The organism is Corynebacterium sp. 401_CJEI (genome assembly GCF_001076435.1).
In the GTDB taxonomy this organism is placed as follows: Bacteria; Actinomycetota; Actinomycetes; order Mycobacteriales; family Mycobacteriaceae; genus Corynebacterium; species Corynebacterium jeikeium_D.
On sequence record NZ_JVIP01000044.1, the window covers coordinates 34,575 to 55,329 of the forward strand.

Below are 20,755 nucleotides of genomic sequence, written 5' to 3' on the forward strand. Positions count from 1 at the left end.
GTGCCCTAGGGTATAAGTCGTGCCCGGAGTTAACGAACACCCACCGATTCCACCGACGTCAGCACGCGATACGCCAACGTTCCGCGACGCCGCTGACCGCCACCGCGCAGGCGCTACTTTCGACAACGACCTGCAGGAAAGCGCCGACGGAGCCACGGGCTACCACCGCGTGCGCCCCGGATATCCTCCAACCGTCATCGAAGCGCTTACCCGTCTCGCACCGCACCCACAGGTAGTCGCCGATATCGGCGCCGGCACTGGGAAGCTCACCGCCTCGCTTGCCGACGTCTACCGCGATGCCACCCTGCTGGCACTCGATCCCTCCACCGCGATGCGGCAAGCACTGATGCACAATGTGCCAGCGGCGGAATGCCTGGAAGGCACTGCGGAGCGCACGGGACTGGAGTCCAACAGCGTCGATGTAGCAACATGTGCGCAGACATGGCACTGGGTGGACCCGACAGCTGCAAGTAAAGAACTCACTCGGGTGCTACGCGCGGATAGCGTGGCTATGTTGGTGTGGAACACCTTGGATGTTTCCGTACCGTGGGTGCATCGGCTCAGCCGCATAATGCACGCCGGCGACGTGTTGCGTCCCGGCTTCTACCCCGAGGTTGGCCCGGAGCTGGAGCTAGTCGATGAGGTGCGTCTGGCCTGGGAGCAGACACTGACCATCGAGGACATCGTGCTGCTGGCACGAACCCGTTCCTATTGGCTTCGTTCCAAGCCCGCCACTCGCGCCAAGGTGGAGGCGAACTTGCATTGGTATCTCCACGAACACTTGGGGCACACATACGAAGAAGGCATCGCCCTTCCCTACCGGTGCGATGCCTTCTATTTTCGAGCTGCCTAGTCGCGCTAGTTACTTTTCTTTCTTCGGCTTAGGGTGAGCCACGCGCTTGAATGCATTCTTAGTCTGTCCGGCAAGCTTCTTCGGCGCAGTGGCTGTGGCCTCGCCTGGGAAGGAGTCCCTCGCGGTCTCGCGAGGATTGTCATCATCGGAGGCTTCCTCGATTTCGGAAAGTTTCTCCAGGCGCTCATTATCCTTTTCTACGATGCGCTCGGCGTCATCCTCGGTGAATTCAACATTATCGTCGCTGACCAGTTCCTCGACGATGTCGTCGCGGACGCTCTCCTGAAGATCGACGTTGGAAATGTTGGAGTTGGCCAAAGCGCGGTCGAGCTTCTTCTGATCGGCGGTGGTGAACTTCTTGTTCGGGTGCATCTTCCGGCGTGCGAGCTTACGGATACGGCCGCGACGCTTCGACTCCTCCATCAGCTTGTTACGTCCAGCCAGGTACGCACCACACAGAATCACGATAAGAGCGATACCGACGTAGCCAAGGGCCGGGTAGATGGAGCCAACCAGGGCCTTGAACCCAAAGAAACTTAGGCCAAAACCAATCAGCACCGTCACGATGAATACCAGGCGGAAACGCTGCGGGGTATTGCGTGTTAGGCGGCGGCCCAGCGCGTAGAACATGCCAATGGCCGTGTTGAAAATCATGGCGTAGATGATGATTGCCATCACGGTACCCAGGACCGGGTGGATGTCATTGACGATTGCCAGGGTCGGCATATCTTCGTGGCCAACATCCTTGACCTTGAAGAAGAGGGCAAAGGTCACCAGCGTCAGCAGACCTGCATAGATGCTCCCGCCCATGAGACCACCGATGCCAGCTTCACGCGGGTTCAGGTAGCTACCGCCGATGACAATCGACATCGATACGGCCACCATCACACAGAAACCGACATAGTTCAGGGCAGAAATAGACCAGTGTGGCAGCGATGTCGACAGTTCATTGGTGTACTGCGCGGCCTCCGACATCGACGTGTCGGTGGTGAACAAAGTGTAGATACCGGCTCCAAGCAGGAACACGATAATGAATGGAGTGATCATGCCAATCACGCGGCTGACCTTGTCGGCATCCAGCATGCCTACACCCAAAGTCAGGGCAACCATGATGACGGCGCCAATCCACACCTCAAGTCCGAACTGCTGGTTCAAGTTCGCACCGGCACCGGCGAACATGACGAAGCCGGTACAGAACAGCGTGATCATCACGGCGATATCCAAAATCTTCGAAACCCAACTGCGGGTGATTACGTCGAAGACCTCGGAGTGCTCATCAGCCTGCAAGTAGCTGGCAATTGACAGCACTGCCAGGCCACTGGCAATCATCACGACGGAGGCAAGTACCACGCCCCACAAGCCGTTAGTGCCAAATGCCACGAAGTACTGCATCATTTCCTGGCCGGATGCGAATCCGGCACCGACAGTTAGGCCGACAAAGGCCATCGCGATTGTTGTGGCTCTTTTCCACATAACGAGAAAATCCTAAATATAAGTCTATTTTTCAAAAACCGGAACCTTACAAAGCATACTGCCCGAGCTGGTGATTGATACACCAGCTCGGGCAGTATGCCTATTTTGTTACGAAGATGTGCCTAAATGTTTAGCAACGCGTGCTTAACCGACGCGTTTAACCAAACAGCGCAGCAGCTGCGCGGTAACGGCCATCCGGCACAACCTTCAACTCAGCAACCGCATCGTCGATGTCGATACGCTCGATGTTCTCACCGTGCAGAGCGACGATCTTGCCGAAGTCCCCCTCGTGTACTGCTCGGGTGGCGTGGACACCGTAGCGGGTAGCAAGCACGCGGTCGTACGCAGTCGGCGTACCGCCACGCTGAATGTGACCCAGCACCGTGGTGCGAACGTCGTACCCGGTGCGCTTCTTAATCTCCGCACCAATAACCTGACCAATGCCGTTGAAGGTTTGGTGGCCGAACTGGTCGACACCGCCCTCTTCGTACTCCATGGTGCCCGGCTTCGGGGTGGCGCCCTCAGCGACGACGATAATGCCGTACTTCTCACCCATCTGGAAACGGCGCTCCATCGACTTCACAATCTCGTTGATGTCGAATGGCTTTTCCGGAATGACAATGTGGTGAGCACCGCCGGCCATACCCGCATGCAAAGCGATCCAGCCCACGTGTCGACCCATGACCTCAACAATCATGACGCGCTGGTGGGATTCCGCAGTGGTGTGCAGACGGTCAACCGCGTCGGTGGCAACAGCCACAGCCGTGTCGAAACCGAAGGTGTAGTCCGTACCGTTGACGTCATTATCAATAGTCTTCGGAACACCGACGACCGGCACCCCATTGTCCGAAAGCCACTTGCCGGCCTTCAGCGTACCTTCGCCACCGATTGGGATCAGGGCATCGATGCCCGCATCAGAGAGATTTTCCTTGATGCGGTCGAGGTTAGACATGAGAATGTCCGGATGCACGCGGCCGGTGCCCAGCATCGTGCCGCCACGCAGCAGCATACGGTCAATCCGCTCATCGTCGTAAAGCTGGACCCTACGGTCTTCCATAAGACCAATCCAACCGTCCTCAAAACCGACGACGGTTGAGCCGTACTCGCTCGAGCTGGTACGGACAATTGCACGGATAACGGCATTCAGACCGGGACAATCTCCACCGGAGGTAAGGGTCGCAATTCGCATGATGCCCACCTTAGTCGCGTTAGTCAGTTCGTGCTTGACGGCCTTGGTCGAAACTACTTCTGCAGGTACTCCTGCCCTGGTAGCTCAGACGGTAGCTCCATCTTCGTCGTCACCTCCGACGCCGGCACAAGACCATATTCCTCGAGCGCCTTGCGCACGTACTCTGCGGCATCGACGTTCAGCGGAGACTCCGTCCACAATGCAATCGGCAGGTTAATAAAGCGGTTCTCCTTGACCGCCTCGAGATCCTTCGTTGCCGGATTCGTGCGCAAAACCTTGATTTTCTCTTCGAAGGTCTGACCTGGGTAGTCCACAAGCGCGATGAAGTCAGGATTCATCTCCGCGACATGCTCCCAGGAGGTCGTAGTCCAAGTGTCCTTAATCGACTCGGTCGCATTGATTGCACCGGCCTTTTCCAGGATGCCCTGCGGTGCGCCAAAGGAACCCGAGGTAATTGGTGCTTCACCGACAGAATCAAAGAGGAAGCCCACTGGCTTCTTATCTCCCTTTGGCGCGGCATCCAGGGCTTGCAGTCGGTTATCAATATCTGCAATAACCTTGTCGCCCTCACCGTCGTGTCCGGTCAAGGTAGCGATATTCTTCAAATCAATTTTGACAGCTTCCCACGGATCCACCAGACCACGAGTATGCCCCGGGTCGCCACTGCCTTCCTTGCCCGCCGAGGCTGCGTCACCAGTACGGCAAGATTCCGTCAGGGTGTAGGCACCGATACCGTGCTCGGAAAGCGATTCCGGGGTAATGCCCTTGTCTTCACTAAAGCCATAGCCCCAGCCCGCCAGCATCACATCCGGTTCGGCCGCAATGACCTGCTCCAGATTCGGGTATTCCTTCGCAACTTCTGGCTTCTGCGCAATTGCATCGCCATAAGCTGCGGTCAACACCGGCAGATGCGAGGCCATAGAGCTCACCGCTGTGATCTCATCCGCAGCACCGACAGCCAGCGCCAGCGAAGCAATATTGCCGTCATTAATCAGCAGCTTTTTAGCTACACCCGGGTAGCTGACTTCTTCACCGCAGTTGGTGAGGGTAAGGCCTGACGACGAGGCCTGCGTTCCCTCATCAGAGCCACAGGCGGCGGCTCCGAATGCCAGAGCAGCCACAGCGATACCAGCTGCTGAGGCACGAAGGGGACGTCGGAAAGCATGTGCGTTATTCAAGGGAGTACTCCTAGTTGATGGTGGCAGCATCCAGCTCGCTATCGATTGCGAGGTGGCGGCGGCCAGCGGGGGAATTGAGCTGACAGGATTCAACCTGAAAGATTTGGGCGACAAAGTCGCGGGTAAGCACTTCTGCGGGAATGCCGTCGGCCGCGATACCGCCGTCCGCGACCACGATGACGCGGTCGAAGTGGTTCATCACCAGATCCAAGTCGTGGATCGCGGCAATGACACACGCTCCGCTGGAGCGGGCCAGGCGGAGGACGGATTGTTGATGGCGCACGTCGAGGTGGTTAGTGGGCTCGTCGAGAAGCATGATTGGCGAGTCCTGGGCGATGGCACGCGCCAGACACACGCGACGACGTTGCCCACCCGAGAGTTGCCCACACAGGCGTTGCGCGACCGTTTCCAGACCTACGAGCTCCAGCGCACGGTCGACGTGGGAATTGTCCTCGGCAGTGTTGCCACCAAAAAGGCGCTGGTAGGGCAAGCGCCCCAGGGAGACAAAGTCGCGCACGCGCATTTCGGCGGGTGGAACCTCGTTTTGCGCGACGAAAGCCAAATCGCGGGCGCGGTGCTTCGAGCTGATTGAGCTCATCGATTTGCCGTTAATCTCGACCTCGCCCGTGGCCGGTTTCGTGATTCCACCGAGCGCACGCAGCAACGTGGATTTACCCGCGCCGTTAACACCAATGATGGCGGTCATGGGTTCTGCACCGAAGTTGAGGTTGACTCCGCTGACAATCGTGCGCCCAGCGATATCACAGCGCACATCTTTAGCGGCGAGTACAGATTTTTGTAGAGCGCTCATTTACTCAGCACCTCCGTAGCTGTAGTGCGAGCGGCTCATGAGGTAGAGGAAAAGTGGTGCGCCAACCAATCCCGTGACTACTCCCAGCGGCATTTCCTGGCTTCCGCCCACTACGCGCGCGATGATGTCCACCCAGATGAGAAACAGTCCACCCATGAGGGCAGCAACCGGTAGGACAACGCGGTGCGTGGCCCCTACCAAGATGCGGGTCAAGTGTGGAATCACCAGGCCGACAAACCCGATGCCGCCAGAGACCGCAACGAGCGTGCCAACGAGGACAGCCTGGAGCACAAATACCTGTGTGCGTAGCCGAGAAACATCAATACCTACGGCCGCTGCGGTGCTCTCACCAGTTGCCAGCGCATCCAGATGACGGGCTTTGACCAGGAAAAACAACAGTACTGCGATGAGGACAATGAGCGGGAAGAGCGTCTTCAGCCATGTCGCACCGGCAACAGAGCCCAGCATCCAAAACATCACGGACTGCGCGGCCCTCGGGTCTGGCCCAGCGAAGACCATGAAGCTACTCAGCGCGGAAAACGCAGCGGAGAGCACAACGCCGGAGAGCACCAAACGCAGCGGAGTCAGCCCACCGCCTGCAGTGGCGAAAGCACCGACCGCGAGGGTGGCCATTACTGCACCGAGGAGTGCACCGAATGTCAGCGGCGCGATGGGGCTACCGGAGAAAGCACCAAAGATAATCACCGCGGTCGCACCGGCACCGGCGCCGGCGGAAATACCTAGCAGATATGGGTCTGCCAACGGGTTACGGACCAATGTCTGCATAGCCACACCGGAGACAGCTAGCCCCGCCCCTACAATCGCTGCGAGAATTCCCCGGGGAGCGCGGAGATTCCAGACGATGGTGTCCGAACTGGCGGGCACAGATTCATCGAGCTCAGTGCCGAAGATGTGATGCGAAATGACCTGTGTCGTGGTGGACCAGGTGATATCCGCCGAGCCGAAGACCACCGCAGCGACCAGACTGACGGCAATGGCTATGACAATGACCAGCCCATAGATCCAAGGCATAAATCGTGGTGGGTTTTTAATTCTGACTCTCTCCATGTTTGCGTTCCTGCGCATGTATGAAACTTCCCGTGACACGACAACAACCGCCGCTCTCCCACTTCAGTGAGAAAACGACGGTTGCAGAAAACCGACTAACGCTTATTGAGCGCTTTTATGCAATCGAGCCGCGAACCTTTTCGTAGGCAGCGCCGACCTTGTACAGACGATCGTCACCGTGGCGCGGAGCCATAATCTGCAGGCCTACCGGCAGACCCGTGTCTTCAGCCAGGCCCGACGGCACGGACATGCCACACATGCCGGCCAGGTTGAGCGGCAGAGTACACAGGTCGAACATGTACATGCTCAGCGGGTCGTCAACCTTCTCGCCCAACTTAAACGCAGTGGTCGGAGTGGTCGGCGAGATCAGGACATCCACCTGTTCGAAGGCCCGCTCGAAGTCCTGCTGAATCAGGGTACGGACGCGCTGTGCCTGGATGTAGTAGGCATCGTAGTAACCGACCGATAGCGCGTAGGTACCAATGATGATGCGTCGCTTAACCTCATCGCCGAAACCAGCGGCACGGGTCATAGCCATGACCTCATCGGCCGAGTGCGAACCGTCATCACCAACACGCTGGCCGTAACGCATGCCGTCGAAACGAGCCAGGTTGGAGCTGACCTCACACGGCAGAATCAGGTAGTACGCGCTCAGTGCGTGGTCGAAGTTCGGGCAATCGACCTCGACCACCTCTGCGCCAGCTTCCTTAAGCTTGTCGACGGCCTCGTGGAAGCTGTCCAGTACGCCGGCCTGGTAACCCTCGGTGCGGTCGAACTGCTTGACGATGCCGACCTTAACCCCCGTGAGGTCACCGGTAGCACCTTCCTTGGCAGCAGCAACCACATCGGCAATCGGCTGCTCCGTGGAAGTCGAGTCATTCTCGTCGTGACCAGCAATGATTTCGTGCAGCAGCGCGGTGTCCAAAACGGTACGCGCGGTCGGGCCACCCTGGTCCAACGAGGAGGCACAAGCGACCAGGCCGTAGCGGGATACCGTGCCATAGGTCGGCTTCACACCGACCGTTGCGGTCAGAGCTGCTGGCTGACGAATCGAGCCACCGGTGTCAGTACCGATAGCCAGCGGAGCCATACCGGAGGCCAGGGCTGCAGAAGAGCCACCACCGGAACCGCCTGCGGTGCGCTCAACATCCCACGGGTTGTGAGTCGGGCCGTAAGCGGAGTTTTCAGTCGACGAGCCCATGGCGAACTCATCCATGTTGGTCTTACCCAGGATTGGGATGCCAGCTGCACGCAGCTTGGCAGTAACCGTTGCGTCGTAAGGGCTCATGTAGCCCTCGAGCATCTTGGAAGCGCAGGTGGTCGGCGCATCGGTGGTAGTGAAGACATCCTTCAGCGCCAGCGGAACACCGGCCAGCGCGGAGGCCGGCTCCTCGCCAGCATCCAGCGACTCATCGACCTTGCGAGCTGCAGCCAGGGCCTCTTCGGCACCGACGTGCAGGAATGCGTGAATGTCCTCATCAATTGCCGCGATACGGTCGAGGAACGCCTGGGTGACCTCTACCGAGGTCAGCTCACGAGCGTGAATCTTCTGTGCGAGCTCGAAAGCGCTCAGCCCCAGAATCGGGTCCTCAGCAACAGCGGCATGCAGATTCGGGTTAGCTGCAGTCATTTCTTCCACGTACTCCTACTCGCCAAGAATCTGGGGAACTTCAAAGCGCTGGCGGTCCTGCGACGGCGCCTGGTCCAGCGCCTGCTCCGCAGTCAGCGTCGGCTTGACGACGTCCTCGCGCATCACACCGGACAGCGAAGAGGGGTGACTCATCGGTTCAACGTCATCCGCAGCCACCTTTTGAACGGCCTGGACGTGGTTAATAATGCCGTCGATCTGACCGGCGAACTCGTCGAGTTCCGCGTCAGTCAGAGCCAGACGGGACAATCGCGCTAGGCGGGCGACCTCATCGCGTGAGATAGCTGGCACGCTAGTACCCCTTTCATTTCTTCGTACGAAGCTAGTGCACAGAAGTTTAGTTGAAACTGATTTTGAACCGCGCGAGCGGGCTGTACTTGCCAACAGTAGTCGTTGTCGCCAAGCAGTTGTCCGCAGGGTCTTACATTTCAAAGGTTTACCCTGTAGCCTAAATCACTACTTCTATAGTTACACCGCAACAATCACTATCAATTATTCGAAAGGTTGTGCACACAGCCATGAGTTACCTCCTTCGCATCCAGCTTCCCGACGAACCAGGCGCACTTGGCTACGTCGCGGCTGCCCTGGGCGAAGTAGAAGGTGATATTCGCAGTGTCGATGTCGTAGATTACGGCGCTAATGGCGTTGTTGTTGACGACATCGTGGTTGACCTGCCCATGGGCCTGCTCCCAGACACACTGATTACAGCGGCTCAGTCCATTAGCGGAGTGGAAGTCGATTCAATTAGGCCTTTCTCCGGCTCGGTCGACCGCCGCGGACAGATTGCACTGCTGGCCAAGTTCTCGCAGCACACGAAAAACTTAGATCGTGCCCTCGGAGATGTCGTCGACGGCCTGCCTCAGACTATGACTGCCGGCTGGGCTATCGTCCTCGGCGAACAGAGCGATGGCCGCTGGGTACGTCGCGCTTCCTCTACCGCTGCTCCAGAGGATAACGGCCGGACTCTGCCGGAAGCCCCAATTGACTCGCCGCGAAACCTCGATCCGGACGAAGAAACGTGGCTGCCGGAGGACTGGACAGTTATGGACTCCTCCATTGCCGCCACTCCGATGGGCAAGGGCCTCGTTCTCGTTATTGGCCGGCCCGGCGGGCCGGACTTCCTACCAAGTGAGGTTGAGCACTTGGGACGGATTGGCACGATTGTCGGCGCGATTATCGACTAGCAGCGGCTAATGGGCTGCCCTCTTCTGAGGGCAGCTCCCTTCCGCTCGAAGCTCTTACCCTAAGGCTCCTCCCCTATGGAGCGCAGTGATTCACGCTTAGCGGTAAAGTCTGGAAATGATACCAGTCAATAAGGAGCTTCTTTGATGTCGAACTTGAGTGACCTCGTCGGATCCCACATTCGTGCCGAGTCCGGCCGTGTCCCCCAGTCGTCCACTGAGATGGAATTCTGGTCCGGTCTGTCACGGGTTGTTGTCGATAACCTAGCGGACAACTGGCAGCGCACCACAGAGGCATACGCTGCTACCCGCCAGCAGCACTACTTCTCCGCCGAGTTCCTCATGGGTCGCGCCCTGCTGAATAACCTGCTCAATGCAGGTCTGGTGGATGAGGCCTCTGCTGCCGTGAAAAAGTACGGCAAGAATCTGACAGACGTGCTCGAGGCCGAACATGACGCCGCTCTCGGTAACGGTGGCCTGGGTCGTCTGGCCGCCTGCTTCCTGGATTCCTGTGCCACGCAGAATCTGCCGGTGACCGGTTATGGCATCCTCTACCGCTACGGTCTGTTCAAGCAGACCTTCGAAGATGGCTTCCAGGATGAGCACCCGGACCCGTGGATGGAAGAGGGCTACCCCTTCGTCATTCGTCGCGAGGAACTGTCCAAGATTGTCACCTTTGATGACTTGGTGGTGCGCGCTGTTCCATATGACATGCCAATTACCGGCTACGGCACCGATAACGTCGGCACGCTGCGCCTGTGGCACTCGGAGCCGATGCGTGAGTTCGACTATGACGCCTTCAACTCGCAGCGCTTCACCGACGCCATTGTCGAACGGGAGCGCGTCCATGACCTGTGCCGCGTGCTCTACCCGAATGACTCGACCTATGACGGCAAGGTCCTGCGTGTCCGCCAGCAGTACTTCTTCGTCTCCGCTTCGCTGCAGACGATGATCGATTCTTACATCGAGAATCACGGCGAGGACCTGCGCGATTTCCACAAGTACAACTCCATTCAGCTCAATGACACCCACCCGGTGCTCGCTATCCCAGAGCTGATGCGTCTGCTCCTGGATGAGCACGATATGAGCTGGGACGACGCCTGGAACGTCGTGTCCAACACCTTCGCCTACACCAACCACACCGTTCTGGCAGAAGCGTTGGAGACCTGGGAATACTCCATTTTTGACCGTCTCTTCGGCCGCGTTCTGGAGATCACCCGCGAGATTGACCGCCGCTTCCGCGAAGACCTGGCGGAGCGCGGCTTCGACCAGGGCAAGATTGACTACATGGCGCCGATTTCTCACGGTCGCATCCACATGGCGTGGATCGCCTGCTACGCCGCGTACTCCATCAACGGTGTTGCTGCCCTGCACACGGAGATCATTAAGCGCGAAACGTTGAAGGACTGGCACGATATCTGGCCGGAGCGCTTCAACAACAAGACCAATGGCGTCACCCCGCGCCGCTGGCTCAACCAGTGCAACCCGCGCCTGTCGGCACTGCTGACTCGCCTGTCGGGTTCGGACGCCTGGGTCACTGACTTGGACAAGCTCGCTGAGCTCGAAAAGTTTGCTGACGACGAGGCCGTGTTGCGTGAGATTCTCGACATCAAGCACGAGAACAAGAAGGACTTCGCCACCTGGCTGGAGCACCGCCAGGGTATTTCGGTGAACCCGGACGCCATCTTCGATACCCAGATTAAGCGTCTGCACGAGTACAAGCGCCAGCTTCTCAACGCGCTCTACATCCTCGATCTCTACTACCGCATCAAGGAAGACCCAGCGCTGGACGTGCCACCGCGCGTGTTCATCTTCGGTGCCAAGGCCGCCCCAGGCTACGTTCGCGCGAAGGCCATCATTAAGTTCATCAACGCTATCGCGGACAAGGTCAATAACGATCCGGACATGGACGGTCGCCTGCAGGTCGCTTTCGTTGAGAATTACAACGTCACCCCGGCAGAGCACATCATCCCGGCCACCGACGTCTCCGAGCAGATTTCCACTGCCGGTAAGGAGGCTTCGGGTACCTCGAACATGAAATTCATGATGAACGGCGCACTGACGTTGGGCACCATGGACGGCGCAAACGTCGAAATCGTCGACGCCGCCGGCGAAGAGAACGCCTACATCTTCGGTGCGCTGGAAGAGGAACTGCCGGAGCTGCGCCGCACCTACAGCCCGCGTGGCACTTACGAAACGGTGCCGGGGCTCAAGCGCGCTGTCGATTCGCTTGTCGACGGAACTTTTTCTGACGGTGGCAGCGGAATGTTCCACGACCTGCACTTCTCGCTGCTGGAGTCCAACGGGTACGAGCCGGCCGATGTTTACTACGTCCTCGGCGACTTCGCTGACTACCGCGAGACCCGCGACCGCATGGCGGAAGACTACCGCGACGAGCTGGCATGGGCCAAGAAGTGCTTCCTGAACATCATCCGTTCGGGCCGCTTCTCCTCCGACCGCACCATCCGCGATTACGCCAATGAGGTCTGGAAGCTGGAAGAGACCAAGATTTAGGCCCCGGCTGGACCAAATCCTGGCTGGGCCAAGCCCCAGCTAGGCCTGCCCGGTTTCCAGCAACCGCTTGAACCCATCCTCGTCGAGGATGGGCAAGCCCAGCTCCTCGGCCTTTGTGGCCTTGGAACCGGCGTTTTCGCCAACCACCACGTAGTCGGTCTTCTTCGACACCGACCCTGCGGCCTTACCGCCACGGGAGATAATGGCTTCCTTCGCGCTGTCGCGAGTGAAGTCCTCCAAAGAGCCGGTGACTACCACGGTCAATCCCTCTAGCACCTGATCTGGACGATCGGCGACCTCATCGGCCATACGCACACCGGCAGCTTCCCAGCGCTCGACAACCTCGCGGTGCCAGTCCACCTCGAACCAGTCAGCCACGGAATCGCCGATGATCTCGCCAATGCCATCGATGGCCGAAATCTCCTCGCGGCTCGCAGCGCGCAGCGCCTCCATCGAGCCGAACTTCTGTGCCAAGGTCCGCGCCACTGTTGGGCCCACATGACGAATGGACAGGCTGACCAATACGCGCCACAGCTCTTTATCCTTAGCTGCCTCGATGTTGGCCAACAGTTTCTTACCATTGGCGTTCAGGGTTTTCCGCGAAGCCGTAGTGTAGACCTCAGTGCCGAGCAAATCTTCCTCGGTGAGGTCGAAGAGGCGGGACTCGTCGTCAAGCACGCCGCGATGAATCAAATCGGCAGCGCCCCTCTCCCCCAGGTTTTCGATATCAAACCCGGAGCGGGAGGCGAGGAATTCAATTCGACGACGCAGCTGACCTGGGCAGTAGCGGGTATTGGGGCAACGCCAATCGGCATCGCTGTCCTTTGCCGGAGCCAAACGAGTACCGCACTCCGGGCAGAGAGTCGGATAAATATACTTTCGCTCGCTACCATCTCGGAGATCGGCCACGGGACCGAGCACCTCTGGAATCACGTCACCGGCCTTGCGGATAGTCACACGGTCCCCGATAAGCACACCCTTTCGGTGCACTTCAGAAGGGTTGTGTAGCGTCGCCATCTCGACAGTTGACCCGGCCACGAAAACCGGCTTCATCACGGCATATGGCGTCGCACGACCAGTTCGTCCAATGGAGACTCTAATGTCCAGCAGATCAGTCGTGACCTCTTCCGGCGGATACTTGTAGGCAATCGCCCAGCGCGGCGCCCGCGAGGTCGCGCCCAGCGCGCGCTGCTCGGAAAGGGAGTCAACCTTGACCACAAGCCCGTCCATCTCGTGGATGGCATCGTGACGGTGCTCGCCCCAGTACTGCATCTGCTTGACGACGTCATCCGCGGAATGAACCTGCTTTGTATACGGCGACACGTGGAAACCCCACTCGTCCAAGGCACGATAGGCCTCGTGCTGAGACTGTGGACGCCAGCCCTCGATATGACCAATTCCATGGCAAATCATGGACAAGCGACGCTTCGCCACTTCTGCAACATCCTTCTGTCGCAGGGAACCGGCGGCGGCGTTACGGGGGTTGGCAAACGGCTTCTGGCCTGCGTCGACGCGATCAGCATTGATGCGTTCGAACTCTTCCAACGAGATAAAGACCTCACCACGCACCTCGAGCACGTCGGGAATGTTCTCGCCACTGATTTCATGCGGAATATCTTCGATAGTGCGCGCATTGGCGGTGACGTTCTCCCCCACGCGGCCGTCTCCGCGGGTGGCCGCCCGGACAAGGCGGCCCTTCTCATAGACCAGGTCGATAGACAGGCCATCGATTTTCAGCTCGGTCAGATACGTGCTGGCCGGGGTGCGGGCCAGCCAGCCGCGCAACTCCTGCTCATCGAAAACATTGTCCAAGCTGTAGAGGCGTTCGAGGTGCTCAACAGGCTCGAACACTTCCCCGTCGGCAGGCGTGTCGACCTGCGCACCGACCTGCTGGGTGGGGCTGTCCGGCACCACCAGATCGGGCCACTGCTCCTCTAACCGCTGCAGTTGACGGAACATCTCGTCGTACTCAGCATCGGAGATAACCGGCTGCGCGGTGTAGTACAGCGCAGCGTTTTCACGAATGCGAGTTGCTAGATCTTGCCACTTCTCCCGGACGTCCGCCGGCGCCGGCTCGGAGGCGGGGGCGCTGGAAAACGAAGACAAATCGGAGGTTGACAGGTCGGAGTTCTCATCGGTCGAGGAAGTCACGTCGCTCATTCTATGTCATTGCCCGGATGCGCCGGGGGACACGGAAATTCTCTTGACCTTGTTCCTGCCCCTCAGCGAATCCGCACTCTCCGCTACAGTTGAGACATGCATAATTTCGATCCGCGACGCATGCTCGCGTTTGATCTGGAGACTACCGGCACGGATCCTCGCACCTGCAAGATTGTCACTTCCGCACTGGTCCGACTGACTGAGCAGGGCAAAGATTCCACCATCATGCTCGCTAATCCCGGTGTCGAAATTCCGCAAGCTGCGTCTGATGTGCATGGCATCACCACTGAAAAAGCTCGCGCGGAGGGGCGCCCGCACGATGAAGTGCTAGCGGATACCATTGCCGGCCTTCGAGCTGCCTGGCGCGATGGTCTGACCGTAGTGGCCTATAACGCGGCTTATGATCTGACGGTACTGCGCTCGCAGGATCCCAGTTTTACCGTTGACGGCCTCGTCGTCGACCCCTTTGTGCTGGACCACTATTTTGATCCGGAACGTCGTGAAAAACGCACATTGACTGATGTCTCCCGCCATTATCAGGTGCGCCTGGACGGGGCACATGATGCCACCGAAGATGCTCTGGCGGCTGCGCGCATCGCATGGGTGATGGCGCGCCACTACCGGGAGCTAACCGAAAAATCGGGAGAAGAGCTGATGGAGCTGCAGGCCGTCGCGTACTACCAGTACAAGAAGAACCTGCAGCAGTACCTGACCGAAAAAGGTAAGGATACGTCGGACTTCACCTTCGGGTGGCCGATGGACTGAGCAGCGGCCCCCTCACCCTCCCCGGCTCTCCCAATATCCAGAGTTTTGTGATTATCCAATGGAAATCGAATATCCAAAATTCGGCGGAATATCCAAGTTATCCAAGCCGATGTGGATTATCCATTGCTATGATTGATGCGTGACCACTCGCGGCGACAAGGCCATCTCCATCCCACGCAATCCTTTCCACCCCACATTCGGCCGATCCCCGGCCATCATCGGTGGGCGCGATGTCGAGCTGGACTCGTTTGAGCTGGCTCTGGCGGAAGGCCCCGGTAATCCCTGGCGAACCGCGCTAATTTCCGGTACCCGCGGAATCGGTAAGACGGTACTTCTCAACGAGTTTGAAGCCGCAGCAAAGCAACTGGGATGGATTGTGCTGCGTGCTCACATCGGCTCTGAAATGATTTCTGAACTCACCGATGTCACCATTCCGCGCACTTTCAGTGCCATTGACAGTGCACCGACGGGCAAGGGCCGTCACCTCACCGGCCTGTCCATCGCCGGCATTGGCGGGTTTAAGACGGAAGTCAGCACTTCTCAGCCCGAGCCCGGCAGGAATCTGCTCAGCCAACTTCAGGATCTCTCGGCTCTCCTCATGCCACAGGGATCCGGCATCTTGCTCACTCTCGACGAGGTTCAAAGTGCAGACCCCGCACAGCTCAACGAAATTGCCCATGCAATCCAGGACCTAAATCGCGACGATGCGGAGATTGCCTTTGTCGCAGCCGGGCTGCCCAGCGGTATCGAAGACTTGCTCCAGCTAGAGGGCGCAACATTCTTACGCCGTGCCGAGCGCGTGTCTCTGGGCCGATTGGACGTGGAGACCACCAAGGACATCATTCGCAGAACTGCAGAACTCGGCGAACGTGCGATGACTGAGGATGCCGTCGAGCTGGCCGCTGAACTCAGCCACGGCTACCCGTATCTCATACAGACCATTGGCTCAGTCGCTTGGGCTAAGGCCAGGTTGGCCCACTCGGACACCATTACCGCTCAGCATGTCTCGGATGCGGCAGCGGAATCAATCCGCCGCATCGGGCTGCAAGTTCATGCGCCCAGCCTGCGAAAAGTACCACCTCGCCAGATTGATTTTCTCAAAGCGATGGCGAGCCTCTCCCCCAATGGAAAGCCCGTGGCCACGAGCGCCATCGCAGAGACCATGGGACGCAAACTCTCTGGCATCTCACAGCTTCGCCATGACCTGATTTACCGCGAGCTGATTGTGTCAGCGTCGACGGGATACGTGGAATTCACACTTCCCTACTTCGCCGATTACCTCAATACGCTGGTGGAATAAGGTCGCTATTCGTCGCGAGCCAAGTCACCGGCTGCCCGACGAAGAAGCTCCGTGGCATTACGGCCTGCGCCGAGTTGCGCCTGTGCTTCTCCATTGGAGCTGGCAGCAAAGCCGCCCATCGGCGCCAGATTCAGGCTCTCAGCAATCTGTAGGCGCGAATAGCCCAGCTCATCCCAGAACAGCGCTGCTTGCTCAGCGAGTGCTCGAGCCGGTGTCGCCACCGGGACGCCCGTGTGCTCTTCTCGCTCCGTGACCGTCACTGGCACAATACCCAGCTCCAGGGACATATCGGCACCGACCACGGCAGCCGCAAAATCCAGTTGCTGCGTGGTTGTCAGTTCTTTGCGAGGTAGCCACACTCCGGCCGCACCGGAATCCGCCAAGGCCTGAACAGCCAGGCCATCGGGGCTCGACAGCGCGATGGTCACTTCGATGTCGTCGTCACGCAGCGGCCCCGTGACCTCGAGGAAGATCTCCGCAATCTCGCGGTGCCCCTGGGCGGGGAGATAGCCCGCGTTGCCCATCAGCATGGACGGGGCCTTGATTTTGCCCTGTGCGACTGCGTCGAGTGCGGGTTCTGCCAGAAGTACCTCGATGTCGCTGTCGAAACGCCGACGGACATCGGCGATGTGGGAAGCCAATCCCGCGGCCAGCGACTGCGCGAAGTACTTCACGGCGCCGCGGTCAACGGCGATGAGATGGCCTGCGGCATTTTCCACCGAAGTTGCCATCGTCCATGGGCCGAGAGCGGTCAGGCGAATCTTCTGCGGGGTGCGTCCCCACGCTTCCTCGCACGCGTCGATGTCTCGGTGGAGATAATCAGTGGCCAAGGCACTCGCGCGACCACGACGGTCGGCGACTTTCCAGGAGCGCGCTCCCCTGTCGACGACGAGGTCAGCCATGAGGGCGGCCGTGCGACCGACGGCATCGGCGCCGAACCCACGGGCGGGCAACGTCGGTAGCGTGAGGTGACCTTCCAGGCATTCGCCAATGACAATCTCTGCCGCCTCGTGTGGATTGCGGCCCGGCATCGGGCCAAGGCCGACAAAGGAGGTCACGACAAGTCCTCTTCACGGGCGGTCGAGACAATCGTGCCGGAGCCCAGCACGTAGTCGCCCGCAGTGTCAGTGTGGTACAAAACAGCGGCCTGACCAGGCGCGACACCACGAAGCGGATCGCTCAGGTGCAGCCGGAAGGCGCCACCGCGTCCGGTGACGTCATCGTCAGGTCCTGCCAGCACTTCAATGCGGCAGTCGATGGGGCGACCGTGCGCACGCACCTGCACCTGCAGCTTGCCGGCCTCCGAGGCAGCGAGTACCTCATCCGGGTTGGCCAGCCAGATGGCACGGTCGGCCTCGAGCACGTTGACATTCAAGTCCGCAGCCGTGCCGATTGTCACCGTGCCGGTCTCTGCATCAATGCCGGTGACATAGCGCGGCTTGCCATCCGGCATCGGCCCCGCCAGGCCAATCCCCTTGCGCTGACCAATGGTGAAACCGTAGACACCGTCGTGCTCAGCGACGGTGTCGCCAGTTTCCTTATCCACAATGGTGCCCGGGCGACGGCCAATCTTCGCGCCCAGGAACGCCTTGGTATTGCCATCCGGGATGAAGCAGATGTCGTAAGAGTCCGGCTTGTTGGCAGTGCCTAGTCCCATCCCGCGGGCTTCTTCACGAATCTCTGGCTTCTCGGTGTTTCCTACCGGGAACATCGAGCGCTGCAGCTGCTCGCGATCCAGCACGCCCAGGACATAGGACTGGTCCTTCTTCGCATCGCGGCCGCGGCGCAACAGGCCGTCGTCGCCAAGCAAAGCGTAGTGCCCCGTGACCACAGCGTCGAAGCCGAGCGCGATGCCGCGCTCTAGTAGAGCGGCGAACTTGATGCGTTCATTGCAGCGCAGGCATGGGTTCGGCGTCTCGCCGCGCTCGTAGGAGTCGTAGAAGTCATCCATGACCTCTTCCTTGAAGCGCTCGGAGAAATCCCAGACGTAGAAAGGAATGCCCAGCTCATCGCAGACGCGGCGGGCATCGCCGGAGTCCTCTAGCGAACAGCAGCCGCGGGATCCGGCGCGAACGGACTGCGGATCTTTCGACAGCGCCAAGTGCACGCCGACGACCTCGTGACCTGCGGCCAATGCACGCGCCGCAGCCACGGACGAATCCACACCACCGCTCATTGCTGCAAGAACTCGCATTGCGTTGCAACCTTTCCCCTCTAGATTTTGTGCACGTGTCACCGTACCACCACGGGGCAAAAACTAAGCCATGCCAGCACGCCGCGCCCGCTCGACCGTTTCCGGCAGCGCCGAAATGACGGCGTCGACATCCGCCTGCGTCGAGGTGTACCCCAGCGTAAAACGAATCGACGACCGCGCTTCCGGCTCCGAAACGCCCATCGCCATCAGCACGTGCGAGGGACGATTAACGCCCGCGCTACATGCCGATCCCGTAGAACAGTCAATTCCCGCCGCATCGAACAGCATGATCAAACTATCGGCCTCCGCGCCCGGGAAGCTGGCGTAGACATGCCCCGGCAAAGCGAGCTCGCTGGTGTGGATAATCGCACCGTCGATGTGCATGATTGCCCTGATGAGCTGCTGCGTCAGACCGCGGATTCGCTCATCGTCCGCCGCCATCGTGTCCACCGCCGCGCGCAGTCCTGCCGCCATGCCCGCCGCCGACGCCACGTCCTGCGTGCCCGAACGCAGTCCGCGTTCCTGCCCGCCGCCGTTGTTATGCGGGGTAAGTTTCGCTTCACGACGAACAAGCAGCGCCCCAATCCCACGGGGACCGCCGAACTTGTGCGCGGAGATGGCCATTGTAGTGGCGCCACTTGCGTGGAAATCAATGGGCAGATGTCCGGCTGCCTGCACAGCATCGATATGGAAAGGCACGCGAGCATCCTTCGCCCGCTTGGCAATCTCCTCCACCGGCTGGATGGTGCCGGTCTCATTGTTCGCCCACATGCACGTCACCAGCGCGGTGTTCTGCCGACTCATCTCCGGGAACTGCACCATGTCAACGCGACCATCAGCACCTACAGGAGCCTCAACAATCTTGGCCCAGTGTTCCTTTTCCAGATGGTGGCATGTCTTCAACACTGCATCGTGCTCGATTGGTGGAACCACAATGTCCGAGCCAGAGGCCTTGAAGTACAGGCCTGAAATCGCTAGATTGTCGGCCTCAGTTCCACCGGAAGTAAAAACTACCTCGATGGGATCGGCACTGAGCAGCTCTGCAATTTCTTCTCGGGACTCTTCCAGAACCTTTTTCGCAATGCGTGCGGTGGCGTACTGCCCCGAGGGGTTGGCCAGACCTAGGTTCTCGACCATTGCCGTGCGCGCTTCTGGGCGCAATGGTGTAGTCGCGGCATGATCCACAAAGTAACGGGTCTTCGCAGCAGACTTCATTTCACTCTTCTCGTCCGGAGCGGCAACGATGTGGTCATTAAGCATGCAGGCAGTATAACGCTGCGTGCGCCTTATGCTCACTATCCGCCATAGTTAAACCTCACTGTCTGCACGAACAGATGAGTAGGACCAAAAAATGCTCGGGGCGGGAACAGACAGGAAATCTGTGCCCACCCCGAGCGGGTAGTTGCTAGCCGAGTTGACTCTCGGCCAGCAGCCTTACGCAACTAGCAGCCTTAAGGCAAGTGCGTATTACTTCAGGTTCTCGATAGCCTGCGGGACAACGTCGAACAGGTCACCGACGACACCGAAGTCAGCAATCTCGAACAGCGGAGCCTCTTCGTCCTTGTTGACCACAACGATGGTCTTGGAGGTCTGCATACCTGCCTTGTGCTGGATAGCACCGGAAATACCCAGAGCAACGTAGAGGTCCGGGGAAACGGTCTTACCGGTCTGGCCAACCTGGAACTGACCCGGGTAGTAGCCAGCGTCAACAGCAGCACGGGAAGCACCAACAGCTGCGCCGAGAACGTCTGCCAGCGGCTCAACAACGTTCTTGAAGCCATCCTCGGATGCGACACCGCGGCCACCGGAAACAACCAGCTTAGCCTCGGTCAGCTCCGGACGGTCGCCGCCCTCAGCCGGTGCGAAGGAAACGATCTCGACAGCGTTGTTGCCGATCTCTGGGAATGCAATCTCGGTAACGTCAGCGGAACCGGACTTCTCCTCCGGGTCAACGGAGCCCGGACGCAGAGCGTAGACCGGGGATGCGCCGTAGCCGACACCGTCGACGATGTACTCGCCACCGAAGATGGAGTACTTAACGGAAGCGTCATCGTTGATAGCAACAACGTCGGACAGCAGACCGGAACCGGTCAGCGCAGCGACGCGGCCAGCGATTTCCTTGCCGGTTGCGGAAGCGGAAACCAGCACCGGAACCTCACGCTCGGAGGCCAGGCCGACGAGAACGTCAACCTCAGGGGTGATCAGGTACTTGTCGGCATCGTCGGACTCAGCAGCGAGAATCTCGCCAGCGCCGTAGGAGGCCAGGGTGTCTGCGAAGCCAGCAGCGGTACCCGGGGTACCCACGACAACTGCGGCCGGGGTGCCGAATGCGGAAGCAGCGGTCAGCAGTTCAGCGGTGGTGTTCTTCAGCTCGCCATTTGCGTGCTCGACGAGAACGAGGACGTCGGTCATAGTGATCTT

17 protein-coding genes are annotated in these 20,755 nt (G+C 59.4%); 5 read left to right on the plus strand and 12 right to left on the minus strand.

The annotated features are described in order from the left end of the window. Positions 1-19: 19 nt before the first annotated feature. Entirely contained in the window at positions 20-853 is an 834-nt protein-coding gene (locus tag ADM64_RS10230; protein WP_049194081.1) for a class I SAM-dependent methyltransferase, read from the plus strand. Between the two features lie 9 nt (positions 854-862). Here the strand turns inward: ADM64_RS10230 and ADM64_RS10235 are convergent, their stop codons facing one another. The 7 genes from ADM64_RS10235 to gatC form a co-directional block, all read right to left on the minus strand. Then, positions 863-2,326, minus strand: a complete 1,464-nt coding sequence (locus ADM64_RS10235) for a membrane protein (RefSeq protein WP_049172094.1) — start codon at positions 2,324-2,326, stop codon at positions 863-865. A gap of 157 nt (positions 2,327-2,483) precedes the next feature. Next, positions 2,484-3,515, minus strand: a complete 1,032-nt coding sequence (locus tag ADM64_RS10240; protein ID WP_038628534.1) for an ATP-dependent 6-phosphofructokinase — start codon at positions 3,513-3,515, stop codon at positions 2,484-2,486. A 53-nt stretch (positions 3,516-3,568) separates the two neighbouring features. Next, complete coding sequence (locus ADM64_RS10245) at positions 3,569-4,693, minus strand: ABC transporter substrate-binding protein (RefSeq protein WP_049172092.1); 1,125 nt, start codon at positions 4,691-4,693, stop codon at positions 3,569-3,571. 10 nt (positions 4,694-4,703) lie between these two features. Then, positions 4,704-5,504, minus strand: coding sequence for an ABC transporter ATP-binding protein (locus tag ADM64_RS10250; RefSeq protein WP_049194082.1), 801 nt, complete (start codon positions 5,502-5,504; stop codon positions 4,704-4,706). Further along, on the minus strand, positions 5,505-6,572 hold the full coding sequence (locus tag ADM64_RS10255) for a FecCD family ABC transporter permease (RefSeq protein WP_080985638.1): 1,068 nt from the start codon (positions 6,570-6,572) through the stop codon (positions 5,505-5,507). A gap of 115 nt (positions 6,573-6,687) precedes the next feature. Beyond that, positions 6,688-8,202 (minus strand): Asp-tRNA(Asn)/Glu-tRNA(Gln) amidotransferase subunit GatA, encoded by a 1,515-nt coding sequence (gene gatA, locus ADM64_RS10260; RefSeq protein WP_049181171.1) that lies wholly within the window; start codon positions 8,200-8,202, stop codon positions 6,688-6,690. A 15-nt stretch (positions 8,203-8,217) separates the two neighbouring features. Next, positions 8,218-8,511: an Asp-tRNA(Asn)/Glu-tRNA(Gln) amidotransferase subunit GatC gene (gatC, locus tag ADM64_RS10265; RefSeq protein WP_049194084.1), complete on the minus strand. Its 294-nt coding sequence runs from the start codon at positions 8,509-8,511 to the stop codon at positions 8,218-8,220. Between the two features lie 227 nt (positions 8,512-8,738). On the opposite strand from gatC, the gene ADM64_RS10270 reads away from it, so the two are divergent. Then, positions 8,739-9,404: an amino acid-binding ACT domain protein gene (locus ADM64_RS10270; RefSeq protein ID WP_048735304.1), complete on the plus strand. Its 666-nt coding sequence runs from the start codon at positions 8,739-8,741 to the stop codon at positions 9,402-9,404. 144 nt (positions 9,405-9,548) lie between these two features. Further along, entirely contained in the window at positions 9,549-11,915 is a 2,367-nt protein-coding gene (locus ADM64_RS10275) for a glycogen/starch/alpha-glucan phosphorylase (protein WP_049194086.1), read from the plus strand. 39 nt (positions 11,916-11,954) lie between these two features. Here ADM64_RS10275 and ligA read toward each other — a convergent pair whose 3' ends face one another. Next, a complete protein-coding gene (ligA, locus tag ADM64_RS10280) occupies positions 11,955-14,075 on the minus strand; it encodes an NAD-dependent DNA ligase LigA (protein ID WP_152907557.1) in 2,121 nt (706 codons plus the stop codon). Positions 14,076-14,171: 96 nt separating this feature from the next. Here ligA and ADM64_RS10285 point away from each other — a divergent pair, with 96 nt between their 5' ends. Together ADM64_RS10285 and ADM64_RS10290 are read left to right on the plus strand one after the other, a co-directional pair. Then, complete coding sequence (locus ADM64_RS10285; protein WP_049194088.1) at positions 14,172-14,840, plus strand: 3'-5' exonuclease; 669 nt, start codon at positions 14,172-14,174, stop codon at positions 14,838-14,840. A 139-nt stretch (positions 14,841-14,979) separates the two neighbouring features. Further along, positions 14,980-16,140, plus strand: coding sequence for an ATP-binding protein (locus ADM64_RS10290; protein ID WP_049190099.1), 1,161 nt, complete (start codon positions 14,980-14,982; stop codon positions 16,138-16,140). Between the two features lie 5 nt (positions 16,141-16,145). Here ADM64_RS10290 and ADM64_RS10295 read toward each other — a convergent pair whose 3' ends face one another. The 4 genes from ADM64_RS10295 to ADM64_RS10310 all read right to left on the minus strand — a co-directional run bounded on the left by ADM64_RS10295 (position 16,146) and on the right by ADM64_RS10310 (position 20,746). After that, a complete protein-coding gene (locus ADM64_RS10295; RefSeq protein ID WP_049194090.1) occupies positions 16,146-17,198 on the minus strand; it encodes a methionine synthase in 1,053 nt (350 codons plus the stop codon). Then, the gene (gene mnmA / locus ADM64_RS10300) at positions 17,195-18,334 is read right to left on the minus strand and encodes a tRNA 2-thiouridine(34) synthase MnmA (protein ID WP_048735286.1); all 1,140 of its coding nucleotides are present in this window, start codon (positions 18,332-18,334) and stop codon (positions 17,195-17,197) included. Before mnmA ends, ADM64_RS10295 begins: the two co-directional genes overlap by 4 nt. Before the next feature lie 63 nt (positions 18,335-18,397). Further along, the gene (locus tag ADM64_RS10305) at positions 18,398-19,549 is read right to left on the minus strand and encodes a cysteine desulfurase family protein (RefSeq protein ID WP_049194138.1); all 1,152 of its coding nucleotides are present in this window, start codon (positions 19,547-19,549) and stop codon (positions 18,398-18,400) included. A gap of 252 nt (positions 19,550-19,801) precedes the next feature. Then, positions 19,802-20,746: an electron transfer flavoprotein subunit alpha/FixB family protein gene (locus ADM64_RS10310; RefSeq protein WP_016422471.1), complete on the minus strand. Its 945-nt coding sequence runs from the start codon at positions 20,744-20,746 to the stop codon at positions 19,802-19,804. Between the last annotated feature and the right edge of the window lie 9 nt (positions 20,747-20,755).

What these genes read in the sequence shown, in the direction of transcription:
- ADM64_RS10305 (WP_049194138.1), bottom strand. Translation starts at nt 19,549, where the DNA reads ATGAAGTCTGCTGCGAAGACCCGTTACTTTGTGGATCATGCCGCGACT.
- ADM64_RS10250 (WP_049194082.1), bottom strand. Translation starts at nt 5,504, where the DNA reads ATGAGCGCTCTACAAAAATCTGTACTCGCCGCTAAAGATGTGCGCTGT.
- mnmA (WP_048735286.1), bottom strand. Translation starts at nt 18,334, where the DNA reads ATGCGAGTTCTTGCAGCAATGAGCGGTGGTGTGGATTCGTCCGTGGCT.
- ADM64_RS10285 (WP_049194088.1), top strand. Translation starts at nt 14,172, where the DNA reads ATGCATAATTTCGATCCGCGACGCATGCTCGCGTTTGATCTGGAGACT.
- ADM64_RS10240 (WP_038628534.1), bottom strand. Translation starts at nt 3,515, where the DNA reads ATGCGAATTGCGACCCTTACCTCCGGTGGAGATTGTCCCGGTCTGAAT.
- ADM64_RS10275 (WP_049194086.1), top strand. Translation starts at nt 9,549, where the DNA reads ATGTCGAACTTGAGTGACCTCGTCGGATCCCACATTCGTGCCGAGTCC.
- ligA (WP_152907557.1), bottom strand. Translation starts at nt 14,075, where the DNA reads ATGAGCGACGTGACTTCCTCGACCGATGAGAACTCCGACCTGTCAACC.
- ADM64_RS10270 (WP_048735304.1), top strand. Translation starts at nt 8,739, where the DNA reads ATGAGTTACCTCCTTCGCATCCAGCTTCCCGACGAACCAGGCGCACTT.
- ADM64_RS10310 (WP_016422471.1), bottom strand. Translation starts at nt 20,746, where the DNA reads ATGACCGACGTCCTCGTTCTCGTCGAGCACGCAAATGGCGAGCTGAAG.
- ADM64_RS10235 (WP_049172094.1), bottom strand. Translation starts at nt 2,326, where the DNA reads ATGTGGAAAAGAGCCACAACAATCGCGATGGCCTTTGTCGGCCTAACT.
- ADM64_RS10255 (WP_080985638.1), bottom strand. Translation starts at nt 6,572, where the DNA reads ATGGAGAGAGTCAGAATTAAAAACCCACCACGATTTATGCCTTGGATC.
- gatA (WP_049181171.1), bottom strand. Translation starts at nt 8,202, where the DNA reads ATGACTGCAGCTAACCCGAATCTGCATGCCGCTGTTGCTGAGGACCCG.